Below are 19,924 nucleotides of genomic sequence, written 5' to 3' on the forward strand. Positions count from 1 at the left end.
ACCTCCCAGGCCTTCGCCGACCACCTGGCCTCTTATGGGATTCGGCCGTCGGTGGGGCGTACGGGGGTGTGTTGGGACAATGCGTGGGCGGAGTCGTTCAACGCGACATTGAAGAATGAGCGCGTGTATCGTATGGTCTACCCCACGCGGGATAAGGCGATAAGGGATGTGGCGGCGTGGATTGAATTGACCTATAATCAAAGACGTTTGCACTCGGGGATCGGGTACCGCACACCCAACCAGTTCGAACGCGAACTACAGCAGGCCGCCACCCCGAAAGCAGCCTGACAAACACACAACAACACCGTGTCCAAAAAACACCCAGCATTCCACTGAGACATCACAGTGCCGCGTGGGCGGTCCAAACCGACGTAAGGGGGCCAAACCGACGCGTGCGGTCCAAACCAGGGATGACCCAGTGCCGATAACGCCCGCCGCTGGTGCGATAGGTTGACCGCCATGACAGACGCCCCCTCCTCCCCAACTGATTCCCCGGTTGCCACCGCCACCGCCGCGCCCGGTCCCCAGTCGGCCACCGACGCGGATTACGCCGGTTCCCGCATTGAGAACGCGGGCCTGGACGTCATCGCCGAGTCCGAGCGCAAGGGGCGTCCCCGCGACCTGTTCATGCCCTGGTTCGCCGCCAACATCTCGGTGCTCGGACTGTCCTGGGGCGCCTGGGTGCTCGGCTTCGGCCTGTCCTTCGCGCAGGCCGTCGTCGCCGGCGTCGTCGGCGTGATCGTCTCCTTCCTGCTGTGCGGCTTCATCGCCGTGCTCGGCAAGCGCGGCAGCGCCCCCACCCTGGCCCTGTCGCGCGCCGCCTTCGGCTACCACGGCAACCGCCTGTCCGCCGCCATCTCCTGGATGCTCACCGTCGGCTGGGAGACCGTGCTGTGCGTCTCGGCGAGCCTCGCCTCCGCCACGGTGCTGCAGGCCCTCGGCTGGCACAACGAGCTCGGCGCGCAGATCGTCGGCTTCCTGCTGACCGTGGGGCTCGCGGCCAGCGCCGGCATCCTCGGCTTCGACACCATCATGCGGGTACAGGCCTGGATCACCTGGGCCACGGGCATACTCACGGTCGCATACCTGGTGCTCGTCTCCCCGCAGATCGACTTCGCCGCGCTCGCCGCGCTCCCGGCAGGCTCGGCGGCAGCCTTCATCGGCGCCCTGGTCATGGTCGCCACCGGCTTCGGCCTGGGCTGGGTCAACGCCGCCGCCGACTACTCCCGCTACCTGCCGCGCAGGGCCTCCACCACCGGCGTGATCGCCTGGACCACCACCGGCTCCTCGCTGCCCGTGGTGATCCTCGTCGTCGCCGGCATCATGCTGGTCGGCTCCGACCCCGAGCTCGGCACCGCCATCGACGCCGACCCCATCGGCGCGCTGACCACCATTCTGCCCACCTGGTTCCTGATCCCCTTCGCCGTGGTCGCCATCCTGGGGCTCGCCGGCGGCATCATCATGGACCTGTACTCCTCGGGGCTGTCACTGCTGGCCACCGGGGTGCCCGTGAAGCGGCACGTGGCCACCGCGATTGACGCGACCATCATGACCCTGGGCACGATCGCCGTCATCTTCGGCGCGGATGACTTCCTCGGGCCCTTCCAGGGGTTCCTCACCACCCTCGGCGTGGTCATCGCCGCCTGGGCGGGTGTGATGCTGGCCGAGGTGTGCCTGCGCAGGCGCGACTACGACGAGGCCGCCCTGTTCACCCCCGACGGCGTCTACGGCTCGGTCAACCTGGAGGCGATCGCGCTGGTAGTCGTCGGCGCCGGCATCGGCTGGGGCCTGGTCGTCAACTCCGCGGCCTCCTGGCTGAGCTGGCAGGGCTACCTGCTCGGTCCGCTGGGCGGCCACGACGGCGCCTGGGCCGGGGCGAACCTAGGCGTCCTGGCCGCGCTGCTGATCGGCCTGATCGGGCACCTCATTCTCGGCCGCCGACGCGTGCGCGCCCAGGAGCAGGCGGGGGAGCGAGCATGAGCCCCGTCGCCCCCACCCCACAGCCCTCCCCGGGGCCCGACGGCGTTCCCGCCGAGCTGCTCGCCGCCCTCACCGAGTCCGGGGGCGCCGACGGCCCCGGACCGGCCCTGGAGGCCGCCCACCAGATCGCCCGGCGCACTGGCGTCGCCCGCCACGACCTGCTGGTGGTACTCGGTTCGGGCGCGGACGCGGCCCTGGACGACTGGGGCGCTCCGACGGCGTCGCTGCCGCTGTCCGACCTGCCCGGCATCGCCGCGCCCACCGCCCCCGGGCACGTGGACCGGCTCGACTCCTATGCGCGGCCCCTCCCGATAGCGCCGACCGGGCAGGACGGGCCCGGGCACCCGGCGACGACGCCTCACACCGTGCGCGTGTTGGTGGCCCACGGGCGTACCCACCTTTACGAGGGGCGCGGACCGGCTGCCGTCGTCGCCCTGGTCCGGGCCGCCGCGGCCACCGGCGTGCGCGCCGCCGTCCTGATCAACGCCAATGGCTGCCTGCGGGACTGGGAGATCGGGGACGTCATGACCATCACCGACCATCTCAACCTGTCCGGCGCCTCGCCCTTCAGCGGCACCGTGTTCGTCGACCAGCGCGTACTGTGGGACCCGGAGCTGACGGCCGCCCTGAGCGCGCGCACCCAGCGCACCGGCGTCTACGCCATGGTGCGCGGTTCGGAGTACCAGACGCCGGCCGAGTCCCGCATGCTGGCGGCCCTGGGCGCCGACTGCGTGGGCATGTCCACCATTCTGGAGGCCATCGCTCTGCACCAGCTGGGCGTGCGCGCGGCCGGGATGAGCGTCGTATCCGACCTGTCCTTCGCCGAGGAACCCACCGATCCCGATGAAGTCGTGCGCCTGGTGGCTGGTGCTCACCGCACCCTCGCGGTCGGCGTCGAGGCGGTGCTGGCCGCCCTGTGAGCGCCGCGGGCGGGGAGTGCGCCCCGCCCGCGGCCGGGGCGCGCGGCTGCGCGCGCACCCGGCCGCAGGTTCGGACATAGGACGCCCGTCCCCGCCCGCGTGCCGCTTCATCCGACTAGCCTTGGAGGCATGGCACCTGAGAACACCACCAGCGCGACGACGCGCACCGAATCAGACTCCATGGGCACCGTCGAGGTCGCCTCCGACCGCTACTGGGGCGCCCAGACCGAGCGCTCCCTGCACAACTTCAACATCGGCCGCGAGACCTTCGTGCTCACCCGCCCCCTCATCCGGGCGCTGGGCGTGCTCAAGAAGTCCGCCGCCCTGGCCAACGCCGAACTCGGCGAGCTGCCCCAAGACATTGCCGACCTGATCGCCCAGGCGGGCGACGAGGTCATCTCCGGCGGGCTCGACTCCCACTTCCCGCTGGTCGTCTTCCAGACCGGCTCGGGCACCCAGTCCAACATGAATGCCAACGAGGTCATCTCCAACCGGGCCATCGAACTGGCCGGCGGCCAGATGGGCTCCAAGACCCCGGTGCACCCCAACGACCACGTCAACCGCGGCCAGTCCTCCAACGACACCTTCCCCACGGCCATGCACATCGCCGTCGTCTCCGAGCTGGCGGCCATGTACCCGCGCGTGCAGCAGCTGCGCGACACCCTGGACGCCAAGGCCAAGGAGTTCGACGACGTCGTCATGGTCGGCCGCACCCACCTGCAGGACGCCACCCCGATCCGCCTGGGCCAGGTCATCTCCGGCTGGGTCGCCCAGATCGACTTCGCGCTGGACGGCATCCGCTACGCCGACTCCCGCGCCCGCGAGCTGGCCATCGGCGGAACCGCCGTCGGCACCGGCCTGAACGCCCACCCGAAGTTCGGCGAGCTGACCGCCAAGAAGATCAGCGAGGAGACCGGCATCGAGTTCAAGCAGGCAGACAACCTCTTCGCCGCCCTCGGCGCCCACGACGCGCTCGTACTGGTCTCCGGTGCGCTGCGCGTGCTGGCCGACGCCCTGATGAAGATCGCCAACGACGTGCGCTGGTACGCCTCCGGCCCCCGCAACGGCATCGGCGAGCTGATCATCCCGGAGAACGAGCCCGGCTCCTCAATCATGCCCGGCAAGGTCAACCCCACCCAGTGCGAGGCCATGACCATGGTCGCCACCAAGGTCTTCGGCAACGACGCCACCGTCGGCTTCGCCGGCAGCCAGGGCAACTTCCAGCTCAACGTGTTCAAGCCGGTCATGGCCTGGTGCGTGCTGGAGTCCATCCAGCTGCTGGGCGACACCTGCGTCTCCTTCGACGAGAACTGCGCCTACGGCATTGAGCCCAACCGGGAGAAGATCCAGGCCAACCTGGACTCCAACCTCATGCAGGTGACCGCCCTCAACCGTCACATCGGCTATGACAAGGCCTCCAAGATCGCCAAGAACGCGCACAAGAAGGGTCTGTCCCTGCGGGAGTCCGCGCTCGAGCTGGGATTCGTCACCGAGGCGGAGTTCGACGCCTGGGTGGTTCCGGTCGACATGACTCACCCGTCCGCCGCGGACGAGTGAGCCGGACGGCCGGTCCGTCCTGAAGCAATTGGGCGGCGTCCCCGGTGGCACCCAGTTGTGGCGCCGGGGACGCCGTCTCTGCCAGACCGGTTGCAGCCAGTGCGCACTCGACGCCGCCACAGCCTGAAAGGACCGCCATGCCCCGTATTGACCACGCCGCCATCTGGGTCGCCGACCTGGAGGGCGCCCGCGACTTCTACCTGCGCTGGTTCGGTGGACACGCCAACGGCCAGTACCACAACCCCCGCACCGGCCTGCGGACTTACATCATCACCTTCGACGACGGCGTGTCGGCAGGCGGCAGGGACGCTCGGCTGGAGCTCATGTCCCGCCCTGACGTCGACTCCCGCCCAGAGGGAGAGATGCTCGGCTGGGCGCACATCTCCTTCGCGCTGCCGGACCGGGCGAGTGTGGACCACCTGGCGGAGCGGGCCCGCGCCGCTGGGGTACCGGTGCTTGACGGCCCCCGACAGACCGGCGACGGCTACTACGAGGCGGTTCTGCTCGATCCCGAGGGCAATCGGGTGGAGGTCGTCGCCGGGGACTACACCGATGAGGTGGCTGAGCGCCTCGGCGTCTGATCCCCCGCATTCGCCACGCCTCAAGGACCTATCCGCATGTCGGCCAAGGCTCGTGGCAGGCTTCGACCATGACGCGAGCGAGTATCGTCGGCCTGATTGTGGAGGCGCTCCTCATAGTGCTCGGCCTGGTGGCCATCATCGGAGGTGACACCGAGCCGGCGGCGTACTGCTCGGCTGCCTGGGTACTCCTGGCCCTCATATACGTGACTAACCTGGTGTGGGCCGCCTGGCGTCGCCGGGTACTGCCGGACGACCTTGAGATTCGGGAGCCTGCGCTCAGCCTGCCCCGGTGGCTGATCGCTCTTCTGGGAACCTCCCCGGTCATAGCTGCGCTCGTGGGCCTGTTCAACGTGCTGACCGGAATCGGCATACCGCAGGAACTGATTGACCAATTGACTGCCGTATACAGCGCGGCACAAGCGAGCGCCCTCACCCAGGTACTTCAAGTCGCCGCCACGGCGATCACGATACTCACGGCGATGCTCGGCTGGGCGCTTCTCCACCTGGGATATGCCCGGCACTACGAGCGTCTGGACCACCTGTACGGGCCAGCCCTGAGGTTCCCAGCTACGGCGGACCCGGATCTCACCGACTACGTGTACTTCTCCCTGACCGTGGGCACCACCTTTGCCACATCGGATGCGGCAGTGACATCTCGGCGCCTGCGCTGGACAGTGGCGGTTCACTCCGTCCTCGCCTTCTTCTACAACGCGATCGTGCTGGCCATCGCCTTTAAGCTCATCACGGGCTGAGACGGGGTCCGTGGGGTGGCGCCGTCCGAATCGCCGGCCGTGAAACCAGGGCATCGCCAGCCGTGAAACCAGGGTGTGAATGGCACCGTCGACGGGTACGACACCGGCGCGGGCTTAAGCTTCCGGCTTGTGAATACATTCCTCATCGTCGGCCTTCTTGCCGCGGTTCTCGCCGCGGCGCTGCACGTGCTCATCTTCTGGATGGAGTCGATCGCCTGGGAGGGGCCCTTGGCCCGCAAGACCTTCGGCGGCACCGCCGAACAGGCCCGGCCGCACGCCTTCTACGCCTACAACCAGGGCTTCTACAACCTGTTCCTGGCAGTAGAGGCCTTGGCCGGAGCCGTGCTCATGACCCTGGGCTCCGGCGCGTGGCGCACTGCGGGCACGGCCCTGGCCCTGTACGGCGTCGGCTCCATGCTCGCCGCCGCCCTGGTGCTCGCCCTGAAGTCCCCGGCACACCGCACGGCGGCACTCAAGCAGGGCGCGTTTCCGCTGATCGCCGTCGTCTTCCTGGCAGCGGGCCTGCTGCACTGAGCTTGCGGGGCGCAGCGGTACGTCAGGCCCAGGGCAGCCCGACGAGCTTGCCGGTGTGCCTGCCGGACGCCATGTCCCGCTGCGCCTGGACGATCTCCGCCAACGGATAGGTGTGCACCGGCAGGAAGTCCAGCGCGCCCGCCTCAATCCGCTCCAGCACGCGCTGCAACTCCGCTCCCGGCAGGTCGGAGGCCTGGCCGGAGTAGGTGGTCAACCGCACCCCGTTGGGGATCCAGTCCATCGGATAGAAGTCCTTGATGGTCCACGCATCCGACAGCATCCCGGTGAAGCACACGGTCCCGTGCACGGCGGTCGCCAGCAGTGAGTCGCGCAGCGTGGGCACACCGACCAGCTCGAGCACCGCGTCCACGCCGTTGGGATGGTGCCTGCGCACCTGCTCGGCCACGGCGCCGCCGTCGTGCAATGGGACCACGCCCCGGGAGGCGAGCAGTTCCAGCCCGGTCTCGCGCCGAGAGGTCGCATACACCGTGCAGCCCATGTCAAGCGCGAGGGCAGCCGTGGCCAGGCCGAGCGCCGAGGTGCCCCCGCGCACCAGCAGGCTCCGGCCGGGTTGCAGATTCAGGCCGGTGGTCAGCGATCCGTAGGCGGTCTGGAGCGTTTCGGGCACCGAGCCGATGACCTCCCACGGCAGGCCTGAGCTGAAGGTGATGACCTGCTCGCGCGGCACCACCACGTACTGGGCGTAACCGCCGTCGAAGGCACGCCCCATGCCGCCCATCATGGTGACCGCCTGGGTTCCCGGAGCCAGCTGCCCCTCGGGATCCAGATCCACCACGCCGGAGGCCTCGATCCCCAGCACCCGCGGGTAGCTCATGCCGCCGGCCTGCCCCGTGACCGAGTGGTATTCGCTGCGGTTCAGGCCGAAGGCCATGACCTTCAGGCGCACCCAGCCGGGCCGCGGCTGGGGGACCGGTACGTCCGTGACGTGCAGGTTCTCAATACCGGGCGCGGTCAGCACGGCGGCGCACATGGTAGCCGCGGGGGCGTTGAGGGTCTCCATCAGACGGTGCTCCTGATTCTTGGGGGAGTGGTGCTGTGCTCCGGCATCTTGCCGCTCGGACCCGGTGCGCTGACCTCCTTGCCGGAGCCATTGAGCTCCTGCTGGAGCCATTCGATCTCCGCCCGGCGGGATGCGGCCACTACGCGGATCATGCCGCGCCGGTACGGATCGGGTTCAGCGCTGGAACGACGCGGCGTGCCGTCGTCGTAGAAGAAGGCCGGCGCCGGCTCCCGCAACGCCTCCAGACGCCGCCGCAGCACCGCCTCGCGTTCGGCGTGGTCGGGCAGGTGGGACAGGAAGGCGAGCAGAATCAGGAATCGGGGCATGGAGGACACATCCGCCTCGCTCGGATGCCGCAGCAACTCGTGCAGACGCTCGTGCCCCGCCGCGGTGAGTTCCAGGCGTTTGCGCGGGCGTCCTCTGGCCCCGGGCTCGGCGCTGCGGATCAGCATGCCGTCCCGCTCCAACCGCGCCAGCGCCGGATAGAGTGATCCCTCAGACAGGTGACTGCCAGGCCCGTCCAGTTCGTTGATGCGGCGGCGCAGCTCGTAGCCGTGCAGTGGCCCCTCGGCGAGGAATCCCAGGATCTTGAGGTCGAGCACCACACCACATTACCTCGAATCGACATATTTGGGAACCGTTGTTACGGTAGAGCGACGTCGTCGCACGGCGGGGAGAGGAGTCATCCGTATGGAGTCCAGGACAGGGGCGCCGGCCGCAAAACCGGCTGCGCCCGCCTCCGCTGCTGGGGCGGGGGCGAGCACCATTGAATTCTCTGCCGTTTCCAAGCGCTACCCAGCGCCCGTCGGCAACGGTTCCGTGAGCTCGAGGGCGGCCGTCGAGTCCTTCTCCGCTGTCCTTCCCGCCGGCTCCATAACCGTCCTGCTCGGCTCCTCGGGGTGCGGCAAGACCACGCTGCTGCGCATGGTCAACCGCATGGTCGAGCCCACTGACGGCCGGATCCTGCTCGACGGTGAGGACGTCCAGGACGGCAACCCGGTGGCCCTGCGCCGGTCCATCGGCTACGTCATGCAGAACGCGGGACTGCTGCCGCACCGGCGCGTGCTTGACAACATCACCCTGGTGCCGCGCCTGAACGGCACCGCCCGGTCCCAGGCCCGGGCACGCGCCCGCGAGCTGATGGACATGCTGGGACTGGCGGCGGACCTGGCGGACCGCTACCCGGGACAGCTCTCTGGCGGTCAGGCCCAGCGCGTCGGTGTGGCTCGCGCGCTCGCGGCCGACCCCGGCGTCCTCCTCATGGATGAGCCCTTCGGCGCCGTGGACCCCCTTGTGCGCCGCGACCTGCAGCGCGAGCTGCTGCGCATTCAGGGTGAGCTCGCCAAGACGATCATCTTCGTCACCCACGACGTCGACGAGGCCCTGATGCTCGGAGACGAGATCATCCTGTTGCGCGAGGGCGCCCAGATAGCGCAGCGCGGCACCGGTGCGCAATTGCTCGCCGATCCGGCCGACGACTTCGTCGCCCGCTTCCTCGGCCTCGACGACGCCGGCCGCACCCTGCGCCTGGCCGACGTCGCCGGCAGCCGGGTGGTCCTGGACCGAGCCGGTCGCGCCCTAGGACGGATCGATGCGGACACGGAGGCGCGTCCGTGACCTGGTTCCTGAACAACCTACCGGTGATCGGAACCTACCTGATCGCCCACCTGATGCAGGCGGTGCCCGCGATCGGGGCGACCCTGGTGTTGGCCATCCCGATCGCCCGTTTGACCCGGCGGCTGGGGCCGCTGCGCGGCATCCTCGTTTCGGGTGCCTCCCTGCTGTACGCCATCCCCTCCCTGGCACTGTTCGTGATCCTGCCGGTTGTGCTCGGCACCGGCATCCGCGACACCCTCAACGTGGTGGTGGCACTGACGCTCTACGGGCTGGCGCTGCTGGTGCCCACTGCGGTGGACGCGCTCGACGCCGTCGACCAGCGGGTGCTCGACGCCGCCACCGCCATGGGCATGGCGCCACTGCGCCGCTTCGCCACGGTGGAGCTACCGCTGGCAGGTCCTGCCATCCTCGCCGGTCTGCGCGTCGTCACCGTCTCCACGGTCTCGCTGACCACGGTCGGGGCGGTGCTGGGCGTGCGCAGCCTCGGCTGGCTGTTCACCGACGGCTACCAGCGCGGCATCACCGCCGAGATCCTCACCGGCATCGTCACCACCGCTTTGCTCGCGGTCGTGCTCGACGCCCTGGTGGTACTGGGCGGGCGTGCGCTGCTGCCGTGGACGCGCCGCGCCCGCGTGCGAGAGGAGGCGACGGCATGAACTACCTTGGCGAGGCGATCGCCTACATCCTTAGCGCCGCCAACTGGTCCGGTTCACTCGGCATCGGACGACTGCTGGTGCAGCACCTCGGCTACTCGCTGCTCGGCGTCGCCGTCGCCGCTGCCATCGGGGTTCCGCTGGGCTGGTGGATCGGACATACCGGGCGGGGCCGGGGCGCGGCCATCGCTCTGGCCGGTGCCGTGCGTGCCCTACCCACCCTGGGCCTGATTACCCTGTTCGGGCTTGCCCTCGGCGTAGGGCTGACGGCGCCTATGCTCGCCTTCGTCGTCCTGGCCCTGCCCAGTGTGCTGGCCGGTGCCTACACCGGAATTGAGTCCGCGGATCCCGTCGCCGTAGACGGCGCCCGCGCCAGTGGCATGAGCGAGACCCAGCTGCTGACCCGCGTGGAGATCCCGCTCGGCGCACCGCTGCTCGTGGGTGGACTGCGCTCGGCCACCCTGCAGGTGATCGCGACGGCGACGCTCGCCGCCTACACCGGCGCCGGCGGACTGGGGCGATTGATGTTCCTGGGGCTCAAGACCCAGGACTACGGCATGATGCTGGCCTCCTCGCTCGTAGTCATCGCCCTGGCACTACTCTCCGAGCTCCTCTTCGCCCTCCTCCAGCGCGCCGTCACCCCGGTCGGCGCGCGCAACCGAAAGGAAGCCCCATGAACCCCCAGGCTGCGAGTCGCATGGTGCTCACTCGTCGCAGCGTCCTGGCCGGCGGCGGCCTGCTGGCCGTGGCCGCGACCCTGGCCGCGTGCTCCAACTCCGATCCGTTCTCCTCCGGCGGGGCCGACGGCGACTCCACCATCGTGGTGGGCAGCCAGCAGTACTACTCCAATGAGATCATCGCCGAGCTGTACGCCCAGGCCCTGGAGAACGCCGGCTTCACCGTCGACCGCCAGTATCAGATCGGGCAGCGCGAGGTCTACCTCCCCGAGCTCGAGTCCGGCGCCATCGATGTGCTGCCAGAGTACGGCGGCAACCTGCTGCAGTACTACGACTCCGAGACGGAGGCCACCGACGCCGACTCCGTACACGCCGCCCTGCCGAAGGTGCTGCCGGAGACACTGATGGTGCTCGACTACGCTGCGGCCACCGACCAGGACTCCTACACCGTCACCCGCGCACTGGCAGATGAGCACGGGCTGGTCGCCATCGGCGACCTGGCCAAGCTCGGCGGCACCGTCATGGTGGCGGCGAACTCCGAGTTCAAGACCCGCCCCTACGGCCCTACGGGCATCAAGGCCGTCTACGGGGTGGACGCCGACGTCTATCCTGTGGAGGACTCCGGCGGATCGCTCACCGTCGGCGCTCTGAGTGATGGAACGGTGCAGGTGGCCGACATCTACACCTCGTCCCCGGCCATCGACGCCAACGACCTGGTGGTGCTGGAGGACCCGGAGTCATTGATCCTGCCCCAGAACGTCACCCCGCTCGTCTCGGCCGGCCTCGATGCGGGCGCCGTCACCGCAATCAACGCCGTCTCCGCGCTGCTCACCACCGAGGCGCTGCGCTCCCTCAATGCCCGCTCGGTGGACGAGCAGCTCGACTCCGCCACCATCGCCACCGACTGGCTCACCGAGCAGGGCATCCTGTCCGCCTGACCACCGCGAGATCGGTAGAAGTCACGTGCCGAGATCGGTAGAAGTCACGTGCCGAGATCGGTAGAAGTCACGGTCTGTCACGTCGCGGTCCTCCGCGAGGTTGGTCGATGTGGCCGCCGAGACCGGCGCAAGTAACGTGCCCGGAGCGGCCGCTATGACACGCTGGCCTCGCCCAGGCGGTCCTGGGCACGACAAGGTGAGCGCCCACACCTAGAACTAGAACGATAAGGTAGCGTTCTACAGTTTTGCGTAGCTATATCAAGGGAAAATCCGCATGGCTTCTAGAATCACGGCGGTGATCTTCCATTTGTGTGCTAGAACGTTGTAGGTTCCTTTTGTCAGCACAAGCGGCAGCATCGAAGCGGCCGCCGGACAAGGGAGTCAATCATGACCGTCACCAACGTCAACCTCGCCCTGGTGGGTGCGGGCCGCATCGGCAGCCACCATGCCCGCGCTCTCGCTCGAGAAGTCCCGGGAGCCGTCGTTACCACCGTGGTCGACCCGCGCACCGAGGCCGCCGCGGCATTGGCCGCCGAGCTCGGCGCTCAGCCCATACCCTCGATTGAAGAGGCCGTGGCCGACCCCGACCTCGACGCGGTCCTCATCACCACCCCCGCAGCGCTGCACGCGCCCGCGATCATCACGGCCGCCACGGCCGCAAAGCACGTGTTCACCGAGAAGCCCATCACCACCACCATTGAGGATGCTCATGAGGCCATCGACGCCTGCACCCGGGCGGACGTGCGGCTGCAGGTCGGCTTTAATCGCCGCTTCGCCCCGGGCTTTGCCGCCGCGCACGCGGCGGTCTCCGACGGTCGGGTGGGGGAGGTGCGACAGATGCGCTCCGTCACCCGCGACCCCGGTCCCTTCAGCGTCGACCCGGCGAAGATCGCCCCCTGGACCATGTTCCTGGAGACACTCATCCACGACTTCGACACCCTGCTCTGGCTCAACCCCGGTGCCGAAGTCGTCTCCGTGACCGCCCACGCCGATGCGCTCGTGCGTCCCGACGCGAAGCCGGACGGATTCATTGACACCGCCATGGTCACCCTGGTGTTCGACACCGGTGCCATGGCCACCGCAGAAGCCTGCTTCGAGGCCCTTTACGGCTACGACGTGCGCGCCGAGGTCTTCGGCGCGAAGGGCATGGCGACCGCTGGCTGTGGCCGTACCAGCGACATGACCTACTACGGCGCCGACGGCGCTTCGTGGGACACGTCCCGCAAGGACACCGACCTACTGCACACCGCCTACGTCGGTGAACTCGATGCCTTCGTCCGCTCCGTGCGCGGCGAGAACGTCGACGTCCCCGGAGCCGAGGCCGGCCTGCGCGCTCTGCGTGTGGCCCGCGCCGCCATCCTCTCGGTGCAGGAGAACCGCACCATATCCCTTAAGGAGATTGCAGAATGAACGCCTTCACACTTTCCGCCTGCGCCGAGATGATCTACCTCGATAAGCCCTTCCTGGAACGCGTTGAGGCCATTGCCGCGCACGGTCTGAACGTTGAGATCTGGGACTGGACCACCAAGGACCTCAAGGCCCTGCGCGCTACCGGCGTACCGGTGGTGTCCATGACCGGGTACATCGAGGGCGACCTGACCACTGACGCGGGCATCGCCCGCCTGCTGTCCACCGCCGAGGAGTCCCTGCGGGCGGCCGACACCCTGGACTGTCCCGTGCTGAACTTCCACGGCACCGGCCTGGGACAGGGTGGCATCCCCGTCGTCGCGAATCCCAATCCCACTCCGGCGGAGTGGCTGCGGGCCGCCGACACCTGCCGTCGTCTGGCCGAGCTGGGGGAGAAGGCGGGGCGCGTGTTCACCCTGGAGAACCTCAACACCGCCCTCGACCACCCCGGTTGCCCCTTCGCAAAGGCCTCCGACACGCGGGCGCTCGTCGCCGCCGTCGACCACCCGAACCTGCGCATGAACCTGGACCTCTACCACGCCCAGATCGGCGAGGGGGACCTTGTCACGCTCACCACCGAGTCGCTGCCGTGGATCGGTGAGCTACAGGTCGCCGACGTACCCGGTCGTGCCCAACCCGGCACCGGCGAGATCAACTACCGCTTCGTCGCGGAGGCCATCGCCGCGGCGGGATACCGCGGCAACATCGGCATGGAGGCCTGGGCCACCGGCGACGGCGCCCCGGAGACCAACGGGTCCACCGCCGTCTCCGACGCCGCCCTAGAAGCCTTCGTACGCACCTTCACCGTCATCCTCGACTGATTCGATCCCCGCCTGGCAGTCCTCTGCCTCACCTGTGCGGCGCGCTGGTGGAGTTGCGCACGACGAGCCTGGGCACGAGGACCTGCTCGGTGGGCAGGTAGCGGTTGGTGGCACGTCCGATGGCGCGTTCCAGCGCCGTGCGGGCCATTAGCACCGTGTCCTGAGCGACGGTTGTCAGCGGGACAATGCAGCGCGTGGCCTGGCGGGAGTCGTCGAAGCCGACGACGCTGATGTCTCCAGGCACGTCAATTCCGCGCGTGAGCAGGTGGTTGACGACGCCGGAGGCACAGCGGTCGTTGAAAGCGGCGATGGCGGTTGGGCGCTCGTCCAACTCGAGTATCTCGACGGCGGCGCGCCGTCCATCCTCCTCATCTAGCCCGCCGCCTATCACCCGGATGTGTTCTTCCAACCCGGCGGCGGTCATCGCCTCCCGGTAGCCGGCGATACGTTCCTCGACGCCGGGAGCCTTGCCGCCGTCTACGAGCACAATGCGCTCGTGTCCCAGGCTCGTCAGGTGCTCGACGACGAGCCGCAGTCCACCCCGATCGTCCACACGCACGACGTCTACGCCCTGTATTCGGGAGGGACGCGCCACCATGACCACCGGAACCTCCGCGGCCAGCGCGGCGAGCCGGGCTGGCGGGACCGTAGGGCCGAGCATGATCAGGGCCTCGCAGCGGTCCCGTAGTAGGGGCTCGGCGGCGGCGATGTCATCGGTCTGGGCGACGACCGCGCCTAGTACCAGCTCGTAGTCGGTGTCCGTAACGGCCTCATACAGTCCCTCAACGAGGTCCGCATGGAAGGGCTGAAGAACATTGAAGGTGACGCCGATGAGTCCGGACCGCGCGCGACGCAGACTGCGGGCCCGCTGGTCGGGACGATAGCCGAGTCGGTCGGCTACCGCCTTGACTCGCGCCCGAGTCTGCTCCGACGCGCCCGGCGCGCCGCGCATCACGATGGAAACCAGGGAGACCGAGCAATTCGCCTCTTTGGCGATGTCCACCAGTGTCACCCTGCCGCTCGGGCGCTTGGACATGCTCAGCTCCTATAGTGGTCCACGCGCCAAGCCGCGTCCCCGGACACGGGGCGCCACTGGCCGGGCGGGTCCGCGCACGGACCGTTCGGCTGCCACTCAGACGGATCAAACCTCGGTGCGCGCACGAGCAGCCGGGGCTCCGTGCCCGCCTCAGTCGCGCGTGCGCCGGCATCCAGATCGATCACCGACACCAGCAGCTCGTCCACAAGCCCCGCCTCGAGCGCCTGCGTGTACACGCTGCCGCCGCCGATCATCCAAACCCGCGGCAGGGCGCGGTAGCCGCCCTCGCGAGGATCCTGACCGAGAGCGTCGACGGCGGCCGCTGCGGCGGCGAGGCCGGCGCGCAGGTCGCGGACCACTATTGCTCCGTCCGCTTCCCAATCTGCCCGACGCGTCAGCACAATGCTCGCGCGCCCGTCCAGTGCGCCCCCGATGGACTCCCAGGTGGTTCGTCCCATGACGACGGCGCAGCCCAGGGTGGCTGCCCGAAAATGGCGGAAGTCCGCAGGAACCCGCCACAGCATGCGGCCGTCGGCACCGATGACGCCGTCCCGGTCCTGCGCCCAGATGGCGCCCACCCGCGGGCGGGCACCAGCCTGTGCCATCGCGCCGCCGCTCATACCGCCACCGGCGCCTTGATAGTCGGATGGTGCTGGTAGCCCGCGGAGGCGTCAATGTCTTCCATGGCGTAGGCGTCGATCGACTCCGCCCGCTCCAGCCGCAGCCGCGGGAATGGGTAGGCCGCCGGTACCCGCGAGAGCTGCTGGCGGACCTGGGACACGTGGTTGTTGTAGACATGGCAGTCACCGCCGGTCCACACCAGCTCCCCGACCTCCAGATCCGCCTGCTGGGCCAGCATGTGGGTCAGCAGCGCGTAGGAGGCGATATTGAAGGGCACCCCCAGGAACAGGTCCGCCGACCGCTGGTAGACCTGCAGTGACAGGTGCCCATCGGCCACATAGCACTGGAAGAAGGCGTGGCAGGGGGCCAGGGCCATACGGTCCAGCTCTCCCACGTTCCAGGCGGATACGAGCATACGGCGGGAATCGGGGTCGCGGCGCAGTGTGTCGATCAGCCCGGCGATCTGGTCGATCGTGCCGCCGTCGCGGGCGGGCCAACTGCGCCACTGGGCGCCGTAGATGGGGCCGAGCTCGCCCTCGGCATCGGCCCACTCGTCCCAGATGCTGATGCCGCGCTCCTGCAGCCAGCGGGCGTTCATGTCGCCGCGCAGGAACCACAGCAGCTCTCCCTTGACCGCCTTCATGGCCACGAACTTCGTGGTGATGCGAGGAAAGCCGACGGTCAGGTCGTAGCGCAGCTGGCGGGCGAAGACGGAACGGGTGCCGGTGCCGGTACGGTCTGTCTTGACGGCGCCGTCGAGCAGCACCTCGGCCAGCAGTTCCTCATAGGCAACATCGACCCCGGCCGGCGGCACCAGTCCCAGCCTGGACAGGTGCGGGTACTCGTCGCTGGTGTTGCCGTCTTCGCTCATGAGTGCGCCTCCGTCTCATCCCACGCGCCTACCGGTCGCGCCGTGGACACCTTATCGGCTTGATTGGCTTGAGCGGCTTCCGCCTCGCCTGCGTCGACGGCGGGGCCGAGCGCGGCCTGTGTGCCCTCGATCACCTGGGAGGCCAGGCTGCGTCCGCCGGACCAGCCCAGCGCCGCCCCTATCACGAAGGGGACTAGGCGTCCGATCGCCAGCGCACCGCTCTTGGCCGCGGTGCGCTTTGCCATTTGCCGAGCGAGACGGGCGTTTATGGACTTGACGGTCGGCAGCGGCAGGCCGGCCAGCGACTGGGCGGCCCAGAACAGAGTCGAGAGTCCCAGGGAGCCGCTGACGATCTCGCTCCCCTCGCGCCCCAGTAGCGCGGACAGCACCAGCGTGCGCCGCCGGTCGACGTCCACCAGGTGCACCTGCTGCAACTCCGCCACCGTCAGCACATAGGTGACGGCGGAGGTGAGGAACGCAGCGCTCTGTCCGACGGTGAGTGTGAAGGCCAGTCCGGTGCCGAGGGCGGGCAGGGCGGCGCAGGCGCCCACGGCGCCCGAGGACAGCCCGGCGTCGCGGCGCAGGCGGGAGCCGGCAATAGCGCACAGCTCGGGCGTAGTCGCCCAGGGATACTTGCGGCGCATGCGCGCCACCCGCTGTTCAATACGCGCCGCCGGAATGTCCAGGGCTCGATCGAGGGCGCGCATGAGGGCCCCCGGTCCGGATGAGTGAGTGGCCGCGGTCATTTATGCGTCGGGGTCGTCCAACAGGTGCAGCCGCACCCCGGCGCCGTGCTCAATGGTGTGGCCGACCGTGCAGCCGCGCTCGATGGCCCGTTCAACACGCTCCTCCAGCATCTGTCGCTGCTCAGGGCTTAGAACGGCGAAGTCCGCGATGATCTGCACGTCGAAGTCGCTGTAGCGCTCCTCCTCATCGTGCTTCAGCGTGGCGACGACGACGTTGGCGTCGAAGTCCTCTCCCAGTGCCTTGGCCAGCCGGTGGTCCGCGGACAGGGTGTTGCAGGTTCCCAGGGCGATCTTGATGAGCTCACCGGGGGTGAACTCGCCCTCGCCCACGCCCACGCGCACCTCGGCGCCGCGGGCGTTATGAGCCAGGTACTGGCGGGTGCCGGTGCGTTCGGCCCACACCGAGTTGGCCTCGGTGGGGGTGATGACATCGCTGAGATCGTTCATGACGCGATCGTGTCACGCCGGGGGCGGGGCCAACAAGGCATGCGCGTTGGGCGGAATGGGAATACTCGCCGTCGGCCGCCGGGCGGCCGACGCCCGCGCGCCTTATGCGGTTGCGAGCCAGGCAGCCCCCCGGCGTTCTTCATCGGCCACGACCCGGCCGGTCTGCGCCAGTACCTTCTCCTCAACGCTGCGTCCCACCAGCGGCACCGAGACCGACAGCTCCAGGTCGATGGTGACCTGCGTGGAGTCGCCGTCGGCGCCGGGCCGCATGGACATGGTGGCCCCGGCCTTGACGGGGGCGCCCTTGGCGGTGGCATCCAGGCTGCCGACACGGGCACCGTCTGCGGCGGGCTCGCCCCAGGACTCCGTCAGGCCGAAGGAAACGGCGGAGCGGACGAAGCGCGCTGCGGCCGCGGGCAGGCGTGAGGGCGGCACCGAGCCGGAGACGGTCGCCACGAAGCCCCGGCCGCGTACGGCGACGTCGATGGAGGCGTCTTCGAGGCTGAGCCGTTCGAAGCGACTGCGCTGGTAGGCGGGATCGGCGAGCATGGCGGCGACGCGTGCCGGGGAGGCGGGATAAGTGATCGTGACGCGCTTCTTCATGCCCATGATCCTGCCACGTTTCGGCCGTCACTCGGGCTCCCTGTGCGAATTGTCGTGCTGACACGCGGGCGCGTGCGCCCCGCCGGGGCTCGGTGGGCCGGACCGGGTCTTGCTCCCCGGTAGCATCGGGGCGTGTCGAGTCTTCTGCCCTCCTCGGTCCGCGGTGTTGTCAGCCTGCCCCCCGCCGACCTCGACTGGTTGCATCAGCTCATGGCGGACTGGCAGGTGGTAGCGGACCTGTCGGTGTCCGACCTGGTCTTGTGGGTGCATACCGACTCCGGTCGCTTCGTCGCCGCCGCGCACTCGCGTCCGGCTACAGGCGCCACCGTCCATCTGGAGGACGTGATCGGCAGGCGCATGCCCGCCGCCCGCGAGGCCATGGCACTCGAGGCGCTGATGAGCGGGCAGATAGTGGTGGCGGCGGCGCCGGAGTGGACCGGCTCCTCCGCCGTGCGTGAGGAGTACGTACCGGTTATTCACGACTCCCAGGCGATTGCCGTTATCACCCGCGAGACCGCTGTAGGCGTGCTGCGGGGCGGGCGCATCGTCGACAAGCCCCTCGAGGAGCTGGCCGACGCCCTGTGCCTGATGATCGCGCAGGGAGCCTTCCCGATCAACGGCGCCGCCACCGGGATGCGCCACGGCACGCCCCGGGTGGGCGACGGCGTCGTCAGCCTGGACGACGACGGCGTCGTCACCTACGCCTCGCCCAACGCCCAGTCGTGCTTTCACCGGCTCGGTGTGGCCGGCGACATTGAGGGCTGCCAGCTGGCGGAGGCCGTCACCAGCATCATTCCCGAACGCACCCCTGTGGATGAGACCATGGCCGTGGTGCTGATGGGCCGTCAGGCCTGGCTGACCGAGGTGGAGGTCGGCGGCGTCTTCCTGTCCCTGCGCTCGATACCGCTGCGCAAGGACGGTGCTCGAGCCGGAGCCCTGCTCCTGGTGCGCGACGTCTCCGAGATTCGGCGGCGGGAGCAGGTGCTGATGAACAAGGACGCGACCATCCGCGAGATCCACCACCGCGTCAAGAACAACCTGCAGACGGTCTCCGCCCTGCTGCGCATGCAGGCGCGCCGCGCGACCAATGAGGAGACGCGTGCCGCACTGACTGAGGCGGAGCGGCGGGTGGGAACCATCGCCACGGTGCACGCGGCACTCAGCCAGAACGTGGATGAGAAGGTCGACTTCGACGAGGTCTTCTCCTCGGTGCTGCGCTCCGCCGCCGCTGTCGCCACCCCCACGGGCCAGGTGTCCACGCGGCTGGAGGGCGAGTTCGGGGTGGTAGACGCGGACTCGGCACAGGCGCTCGCGACGGTCTTGGCGGAGCTGGTGACAAATGCGGTCGAACACGGCCTGGAGGACCGCGATGGCACCGTGACGGTGCGGGCGCAGCGCGACGGCGGCCGACTGACCGTCCATGTCATAGACGACGGGGCGGGCCTGGTTCCGGGCACGGAGATGACCGGCCTGGGGACGCGGATCGTCAGCACGCTCGTGCGCGGGGAGCTCTGCGGCTCGATCGACTGGCAGCCGGCTCCCGGCGGGCACGGCACGGATGTGGTGCTCCGCGCACAGCTGGGCGAATCCTGAGGCATAACCGGCGGCGGTAGGGAGGCGCGCAGACAGGGGGCGGCGGGCCGAGAACCGCTGGTCCTCGGCCCGCCGCCCCCTTTGCAGTTGCCTTGACTCGTCTCGAAGCGACCGCCTGATGCCGGGTGCGGGGGCTCCGCTTCCGTTCAGCCGGTGGGTGGAGACACGCGTCAGGAGGAACGGCGGGCGCGGGCGGCGCGCCGCTTGAGCGAGCGCCGCTCGTCCTCGCTCATGCCTCCCCAGACGCCGGCGTCCTGGCCGTTCTCGAGGGCCCACTTGAGGCAGGTGTCCACCACCTCGCAGCGGGCGCACACCTCTTTGGCCTCGGCGATCTGCGCGATCGCGGGGCCGGTGTTGCCGACGGGGAAGAAGAGTTCCGGGTCGACTGTGAGACAAGCTGCCTGGCTCCGCCAGTCCATAGGGGCTCCCTTCGGGGACGTGAAATGCTGCTGCGGTGCGCGTTACGTGCCGTCCCGAGTGCGCCGAGGCGGGCGTTGGACCACCGCGTCCTGCCACAACTTTCACACGCCGAACGGGCCGGGGCAAGAC

Annotated in this window: 23 protein-coding genes; 14 read left to right on the plus strand and 9 right to left on the minus strand. The window is 69.2% G+C overall.

The features are described from left to right. The 7 genes from BLR49_RS12000 to BLR49_RS12030 form a co-directional block, all read left to right on the plus strand. Nucleotides 1-288: integrase core domain-containing protein (locus BLR49_RS12000; protein ID WP_143013687.1), on the plus strand; the 288-nt coding region annotated here is incomplete at its 5' end. A gap of 171 nt (nucleotides 289-459) precedes the next feature. Beyond that, a complete protein-coding gene (locus tag BLR49_RS12005; RefSeq protein ID WP_092537938.1) occupies nucleotides 460-1,980 on the plus strand; it encodes a purine-cytosine permease family protein in 1,521 nt (506 codons plus the stop codon). Next, the gene (locus tag BLR49_RS12010; protein ID WP_092537940.1) at nucleotides 1,977-2,900 is read left to right on the plus strand and encodes a purine-nucleoside phosphorylase; all 924 of its coding nucleotides are present in this window, start codon (nucleotides 1,977-1,979) and stop codon (nucleotides 2,898-2,900) included. Before BLR49_RS12005 ends, BLR49_RS12010 begins: the two co-directional genes overlap by 4 nt. 129 nt (nucleotides 2,901-3,029) lie before the next feature. Then, nucleotides 3,030-4,457, plus strand: a complete 1,428-nt coding sequence (gene fumC / locus BLR49_RS12015; protein ID WP_092537942.1) for a class II fumarate hydratase — start codon at nucleotides 3,030-3,032, stop codon at nucleotides 4,455-4,457. Between the two features lie 137 nt (nucleotides 4,458-4,594). After that, on the plus strand, nucleotides 4,595-5,038 hold the full coding sequence (locus BLR49_RS12020) for a VOC family protein (protein WP_092537944.1): 444 nt from the start codon (nucleotides 4,595-4,597) through the stop codon (nucleotides 5,036-5,038). A gap of 68 nt (nucleotides 5,039-5,106) precedes the next feature. Continuing rightward, on the plus strand, nucleotides 5,107-5,790 hold the full coding sequence (locus BLR49_RS12025) for a DUF1345 domain-containing protein (RefSeq protein WP_245690700.1): 684 nt from the start codon (nucleotides 5,107-5,109) through the stop codon (nucleotides 5,788-5,790). A gap of 129 nt (nucleotides 5,791-5,919) precedes the next feature. After that, nucleotides 5,920-6,324, plus strand: a complete 405-nt coding sequence (locus BLR49_RS12030; RefSeq protein WP_245690702.1) for a DUF1304 domain-containing protein — start codon at nucleotides 5,920-5,922, stop codon at nucleotides 6,322-6,324. A gap of 22 nt (nucleotides 6,325-6,346) precedes the next feature. Here BLR49_RS12030 and BLR49_RS12035 read toward each other — a convergent pair whose 3' ends face one another. Together BLR49_RS12035 and BLR49_RS12040 are read right to left on the minus strand one after the other, a co-directional pair. Beyond that, complete coding sequence (locus tag BLR49_RS12035) at nucleotides 6,347-7,345, minus strand: zinc-binding dehydrogenase (protein WP_245690704.1); 999 nt, start codon at nucleotides 7,343-7,345, stop codon at nucleotides 6,347-6,349. Continuing rightward, nucleotides 7,345-7,947 (minus strand): PadR family transcriptional regulator, encoded by a 603-nt coding sequence (locus BLR49_RS12040; RefSeq protein ID WP_092537988.1) that lies wholly within the window; start codon nucleotides 7,945-7,947, stop codon nucleotides 7,345-7,347. Before BLR49_RS12040 ends, BLR49_RS12035 begins: the two co-directional genes overlap by 1 nt. A gap of 163 nt (nucleotides 7,948-8,110) precedes the next feature. Between BLR49_RS12040 and BLR49_RS12045 the strand changes: the two genes are divergently transcribed. From BLR49_RS12045 to BLR49_RS12070, 6 genes are all read left to right on the plus strand, one after another. Continuing rightward, a complete protein-coding gene (locus BLR49_RS12045; RefSeq protein ID WP_245690706.1) occupies nucleotides 8,111-8,962 on the plus strand; it encodes an ABC transporter ATP-binding protein in 852 nt (283 codons plus the stop codon). Continuing rightward, nucleotides 8,959-9,618 carry an ABC transporter permease gene (locus BLR49_RS12050; RefSeq protein WP_092537948.1) on the plus strand — a complete coding sequence of 220 codons (660 nt, stop codon included), beginning with the start codon at nucleotides 8,959-8,961 and terminating at the stop codon, nucleotides 9,616-9,618. The genes BLR49_RS12045 and BLR49_RS12050 overlap by 4 nt, the downstream gene beginning before the upstream one ends. After that, on the plus strand, nucleotides 9,615-10,292 hold the full coding sequence (locus BLR49_RS12055; protein ID WP_092537950.1) for an ABC transporter permease: 678 nt from the start codon (nucleotides 9,615-9,617) through the stop codon (nucleotides 10,290-10,292). Before BLR49_RS12050 ends, BLR49_RS12055 begins: the two co-directional genes overlap by 4 nt. Further along, a complete protein-coding gene (locus BLR49_RS12060) occupies nucleotides 10,289-11,230 on the plus strand; it encodes an ABC transporter substrate-binding protein (protein WP_218121359.1) in 942 nt (313 codons plus the stop codon). Before BLR49_RS12055 ends, BLR49_RS12060 begins: the two co-directional genes overlap by 4 nt. Nucleotides 11,231-11,617: 387 nt before the next feature. Then, nucleotides 11,618-12,640: a Gfo/Idh/MocA family oxidoreductase gene (locus tag BLR49_RS12065; RefSeq protein WP_092537954.1), complete on the plus strand. Its 1,023-nt coding sequence runs from the start codon at nucleotides 11,618-11,620 to the stop codon at nucleotides 12,638-12,640. Continuing rightward, on the plus strand, nucleotides 12,637-13,458 hold the full coding sequence (locus BLR49_RS12070) for a TIM barrel protein (RefSeq protein WP_092537956.1): 822 nt from the start codon (nucleotides 12,637-12,639) through the stop codon (nucleotides 13,456-13,458). Before BLR49_RS12065 ends, BLR49_RS12070 begins: the two co-directional genes overlap by 4 nt. A gap of 28 nt (nucleotides 13,459-13,486) precedes the next feature. Here the strand turns inward: BLR49_RS12070 and BLR49_RS12075 are convergent, their stop codons facing one another. The 6 genes from BLR49_RS12075 to BLR49_RS12100 form a co-directional block, all read right to left on the minus strand. Continuing rightward, complete coding sequence (locus tag BLR49_RS12075) at nucleotides 13,487-14,494, minus strand: LacI family DNA-binding transcriptional regulator (protein ID WP_092537958.1); 1,008 nt, start codon at nucleotides 14,492-14,494, stop codon at nucleotides 13,487-13,489. A 2-nt stretch (nucleotides 14,495-14,496) separates the two neighbouring features. Beyond that, nucleotides 14,497-15,099, minus strand: a complete 603-nt coding sequence (locus BLR49_RS12080; RefSeq protein ID WP_092537990.1) for a dihydrofolate reductase — start codon at nucleotides 15,097-15,099, stop codon at nucleotides 14,497-14,499. 11 nt (nucleotides 15,100-15,110) lie between these two features. Next, nucleotides 15,111-15,986: a thymidylate synthase gene (locus BLR49_RS12085; RefSeq protein WP_092537960.1), complete on the minus strand. Its 876-nt coding sequence runs from the start codon at nucleotides 15,984-15,986 to the stop codon at nucleotides 15,111-15,113. Next, nucleotides 15,983-16,693, minus strand: a complete 711-nt coding sequence (locus BLR49_RS12090) for a hypothetical protein (RefSeq protein ID WP_245690705.1) — start codon at nucleotides 16,691-16,693, stop codon at nucleotides 15,983-15,985. The genes BLR49_RS12085 and BLR49_RS12090 overlap by 4 nt, the downstream gene beginning before the upstream one ends. Before the next feature lie 39 nt (nucleotides 16,694-16,732). After that, nucleotides 16,733-17,179 carry an OsmC family protein gene (locus BLR49_RS12095; protein ID WP_092537964.1) on the minus strand — a complete coding sequence of 149 codons (447 nt, stop codon included), beginning with the start codon at nucleotides 17,177-17,179 and terminating at the stop codon, nucleotides 16,733-16,735. A 102-nt stretch (nucleotides 17,180-17,281) separates the two neighbouring features. Further along, entirely contained in the window at nucleotides 17,282-17,782 is a 501-nt protein-coding gene (locus tag BLR49_RS12100) for a DUF2505 domain-containing protein (RefSeq protein WP_092537966.1), read from the minus strand. A 132-nt stretch (nucleotides 17,783-17,914) separates the two neighbouring features. Here BLR49_RS12100 and BLR49_RS12105 point away from each other — a divergent pair, with 132 nt between their 5' ends. After that, on the plus strand, nucleotides 17,915-19,375 hold the full coding sequence (locus tag BLR49_RS12105) for a sensor histidine kinase (protein ID WP_092537968.1): 1,461 nt from the start codon (nucleotides 17,915-17,917) through the stop codon (nucleotides 19,373-19,375). Nucleotides 19,376-19,545: 170 nt separating this feature from the next. Here BLR49_RS12105 and BLR49_RS12110 read toward each other — a convergent pair whose 3' ends face one another. Further along, nucleotides 19,546-19,794 (minus strand): WhiB family transcriptional regulator, encoded by a 249-nt coding sequence (locus tag BLR49_RS12110; protein WP_008729815.1) that lies wholly within the window; start codon nucleotides 19,792-19,794, stop codon nucleotides 19,546-19,548. Nucleotides 19,795-19,924: the final 130 nt, after the last annotated feature.

Source organism: Actinomyces ruminicola, from assembly GCF_900103885.1.
Lineage (GTDB): Bacteria > Actinomycetota > Actinomycetes > Actinomycetales > Actinomycetaceae > Actinomyces > Actinomyces ruminicola.

Coding starts and splice junctions, on each gene's coding strand:
- BLR49_RS12005 (WP_092537938.1), top strand. CDS start 460: ATGACAGACGCCCCCTCCTCCCCAACTGATTCCCCGGTTGCCACCGCC.
- BLR49_RS12010 (WP_092537940.1), top strand. CDS start 1,977: ATGAGCCCCGTCGCCCCCACCCCACAGCCCTCCCCGGGGCCCGACGGC.
- fumC (WP_092537942.1), top strand. CDS start 3,030: ATGGCACCTGAGAACACCACCAGCGCGACGACGCGCACCGAATCAGAC.
- BLR49_RS12020 (WP_092537944.1), top strand. CDS start 4,595: ATGCCCCGTATTGACCACGCCGCCATCTGGGTCGCCGACCTGGAGGGC.
- BLR49_RS12025 (WP_245690700.1), top strand. CDS start 5,107: ATGACGCGAGCGAGTATCGTCGGCCTGATTGTGGAGGCGCTCCTCATA.
- BLR49_RS12035 (WP_245690704.1), bottom strand. CDS start 7,345: ATGGAGACCCTCAACGCCCCCGCGGCTACCATGTGCGCCGCCGTGCTG.
- BLR49_RS12055 (WP_092537950.1), top strand. CDS start 9,615: ATGAACTACCTTGGCGAGGCGATCGCCTACATCCTTAGCGCCGCCAAC.
- BLR49_RS12060 (WP_218121359.1), top strand. CDS start 10,289: ATGAACCCCCAGGCTGCGAGTCGCATGGTGCTCACTCGTCGCAGCGTC.
- BLR49_RS12065 (WP_092537954.1), top strand. CDS start 11,618: ATGACCGTCACCAACGTCAACCTCGCCCTGGTGGGTGCGGGCCGCATC.
- BLR49_RS12070 (WP_092537956.1), top strand. CDS start 12,637: ATGAACGCCTTCACACTTTCCGCCTGCGCCGAGATGATCTACCTCGAT.
- BLR49_RS12075 (WP_092537958.1), bottom strand. CDS start 14,494: ATGTCCAAGCGCCCGAGCGGCAGGGTGACACTGGTGGACATCGCCAAA.
- BLR49_RS12080 (WP_092537990.1), bottom strand. CDS start 15,099: ATGGCACAGGCTGGTGCCCGCCCGCGGGTGGGCGCCATCTGGGCGCAG.
- BLR49_RS12085 (WP_092537960.1), bottom strand. CDS start 15,986: ATGAGCGAAGACGGCAACACCAGCGACGAGTACCCGCACCTGTCCAGG.
- BLR49_RS12090 (WP_245690705.1), bottom strand. CDS start 16,693: ATGCGCGCCCTCGATCGAGCCCTGGACATTCCGGCGGCGCGTATTGAA.
- BLR49_RS12095 (WP_092537964.1), bottom strand. CDS start 17,179: ATGAACGATCTCAGCGATGTCATCACCCCCACCGAGGCCAACTCGGTG.
- BLR49_RS12100 (WP_092537966.1), bottom strand. CDS start 17,782: ATGAAGAAGCGCGTCACGATCACTTATCCCGCCTCCCCGGCACGCGTC.
- BLR49_RS12110 (WP_008729815.1), bottom strand. CDS start 19,794: ATGGACTGGCGGAGCCAGGCAGCTTGTCTCACAGTCGACCCGGAACTC.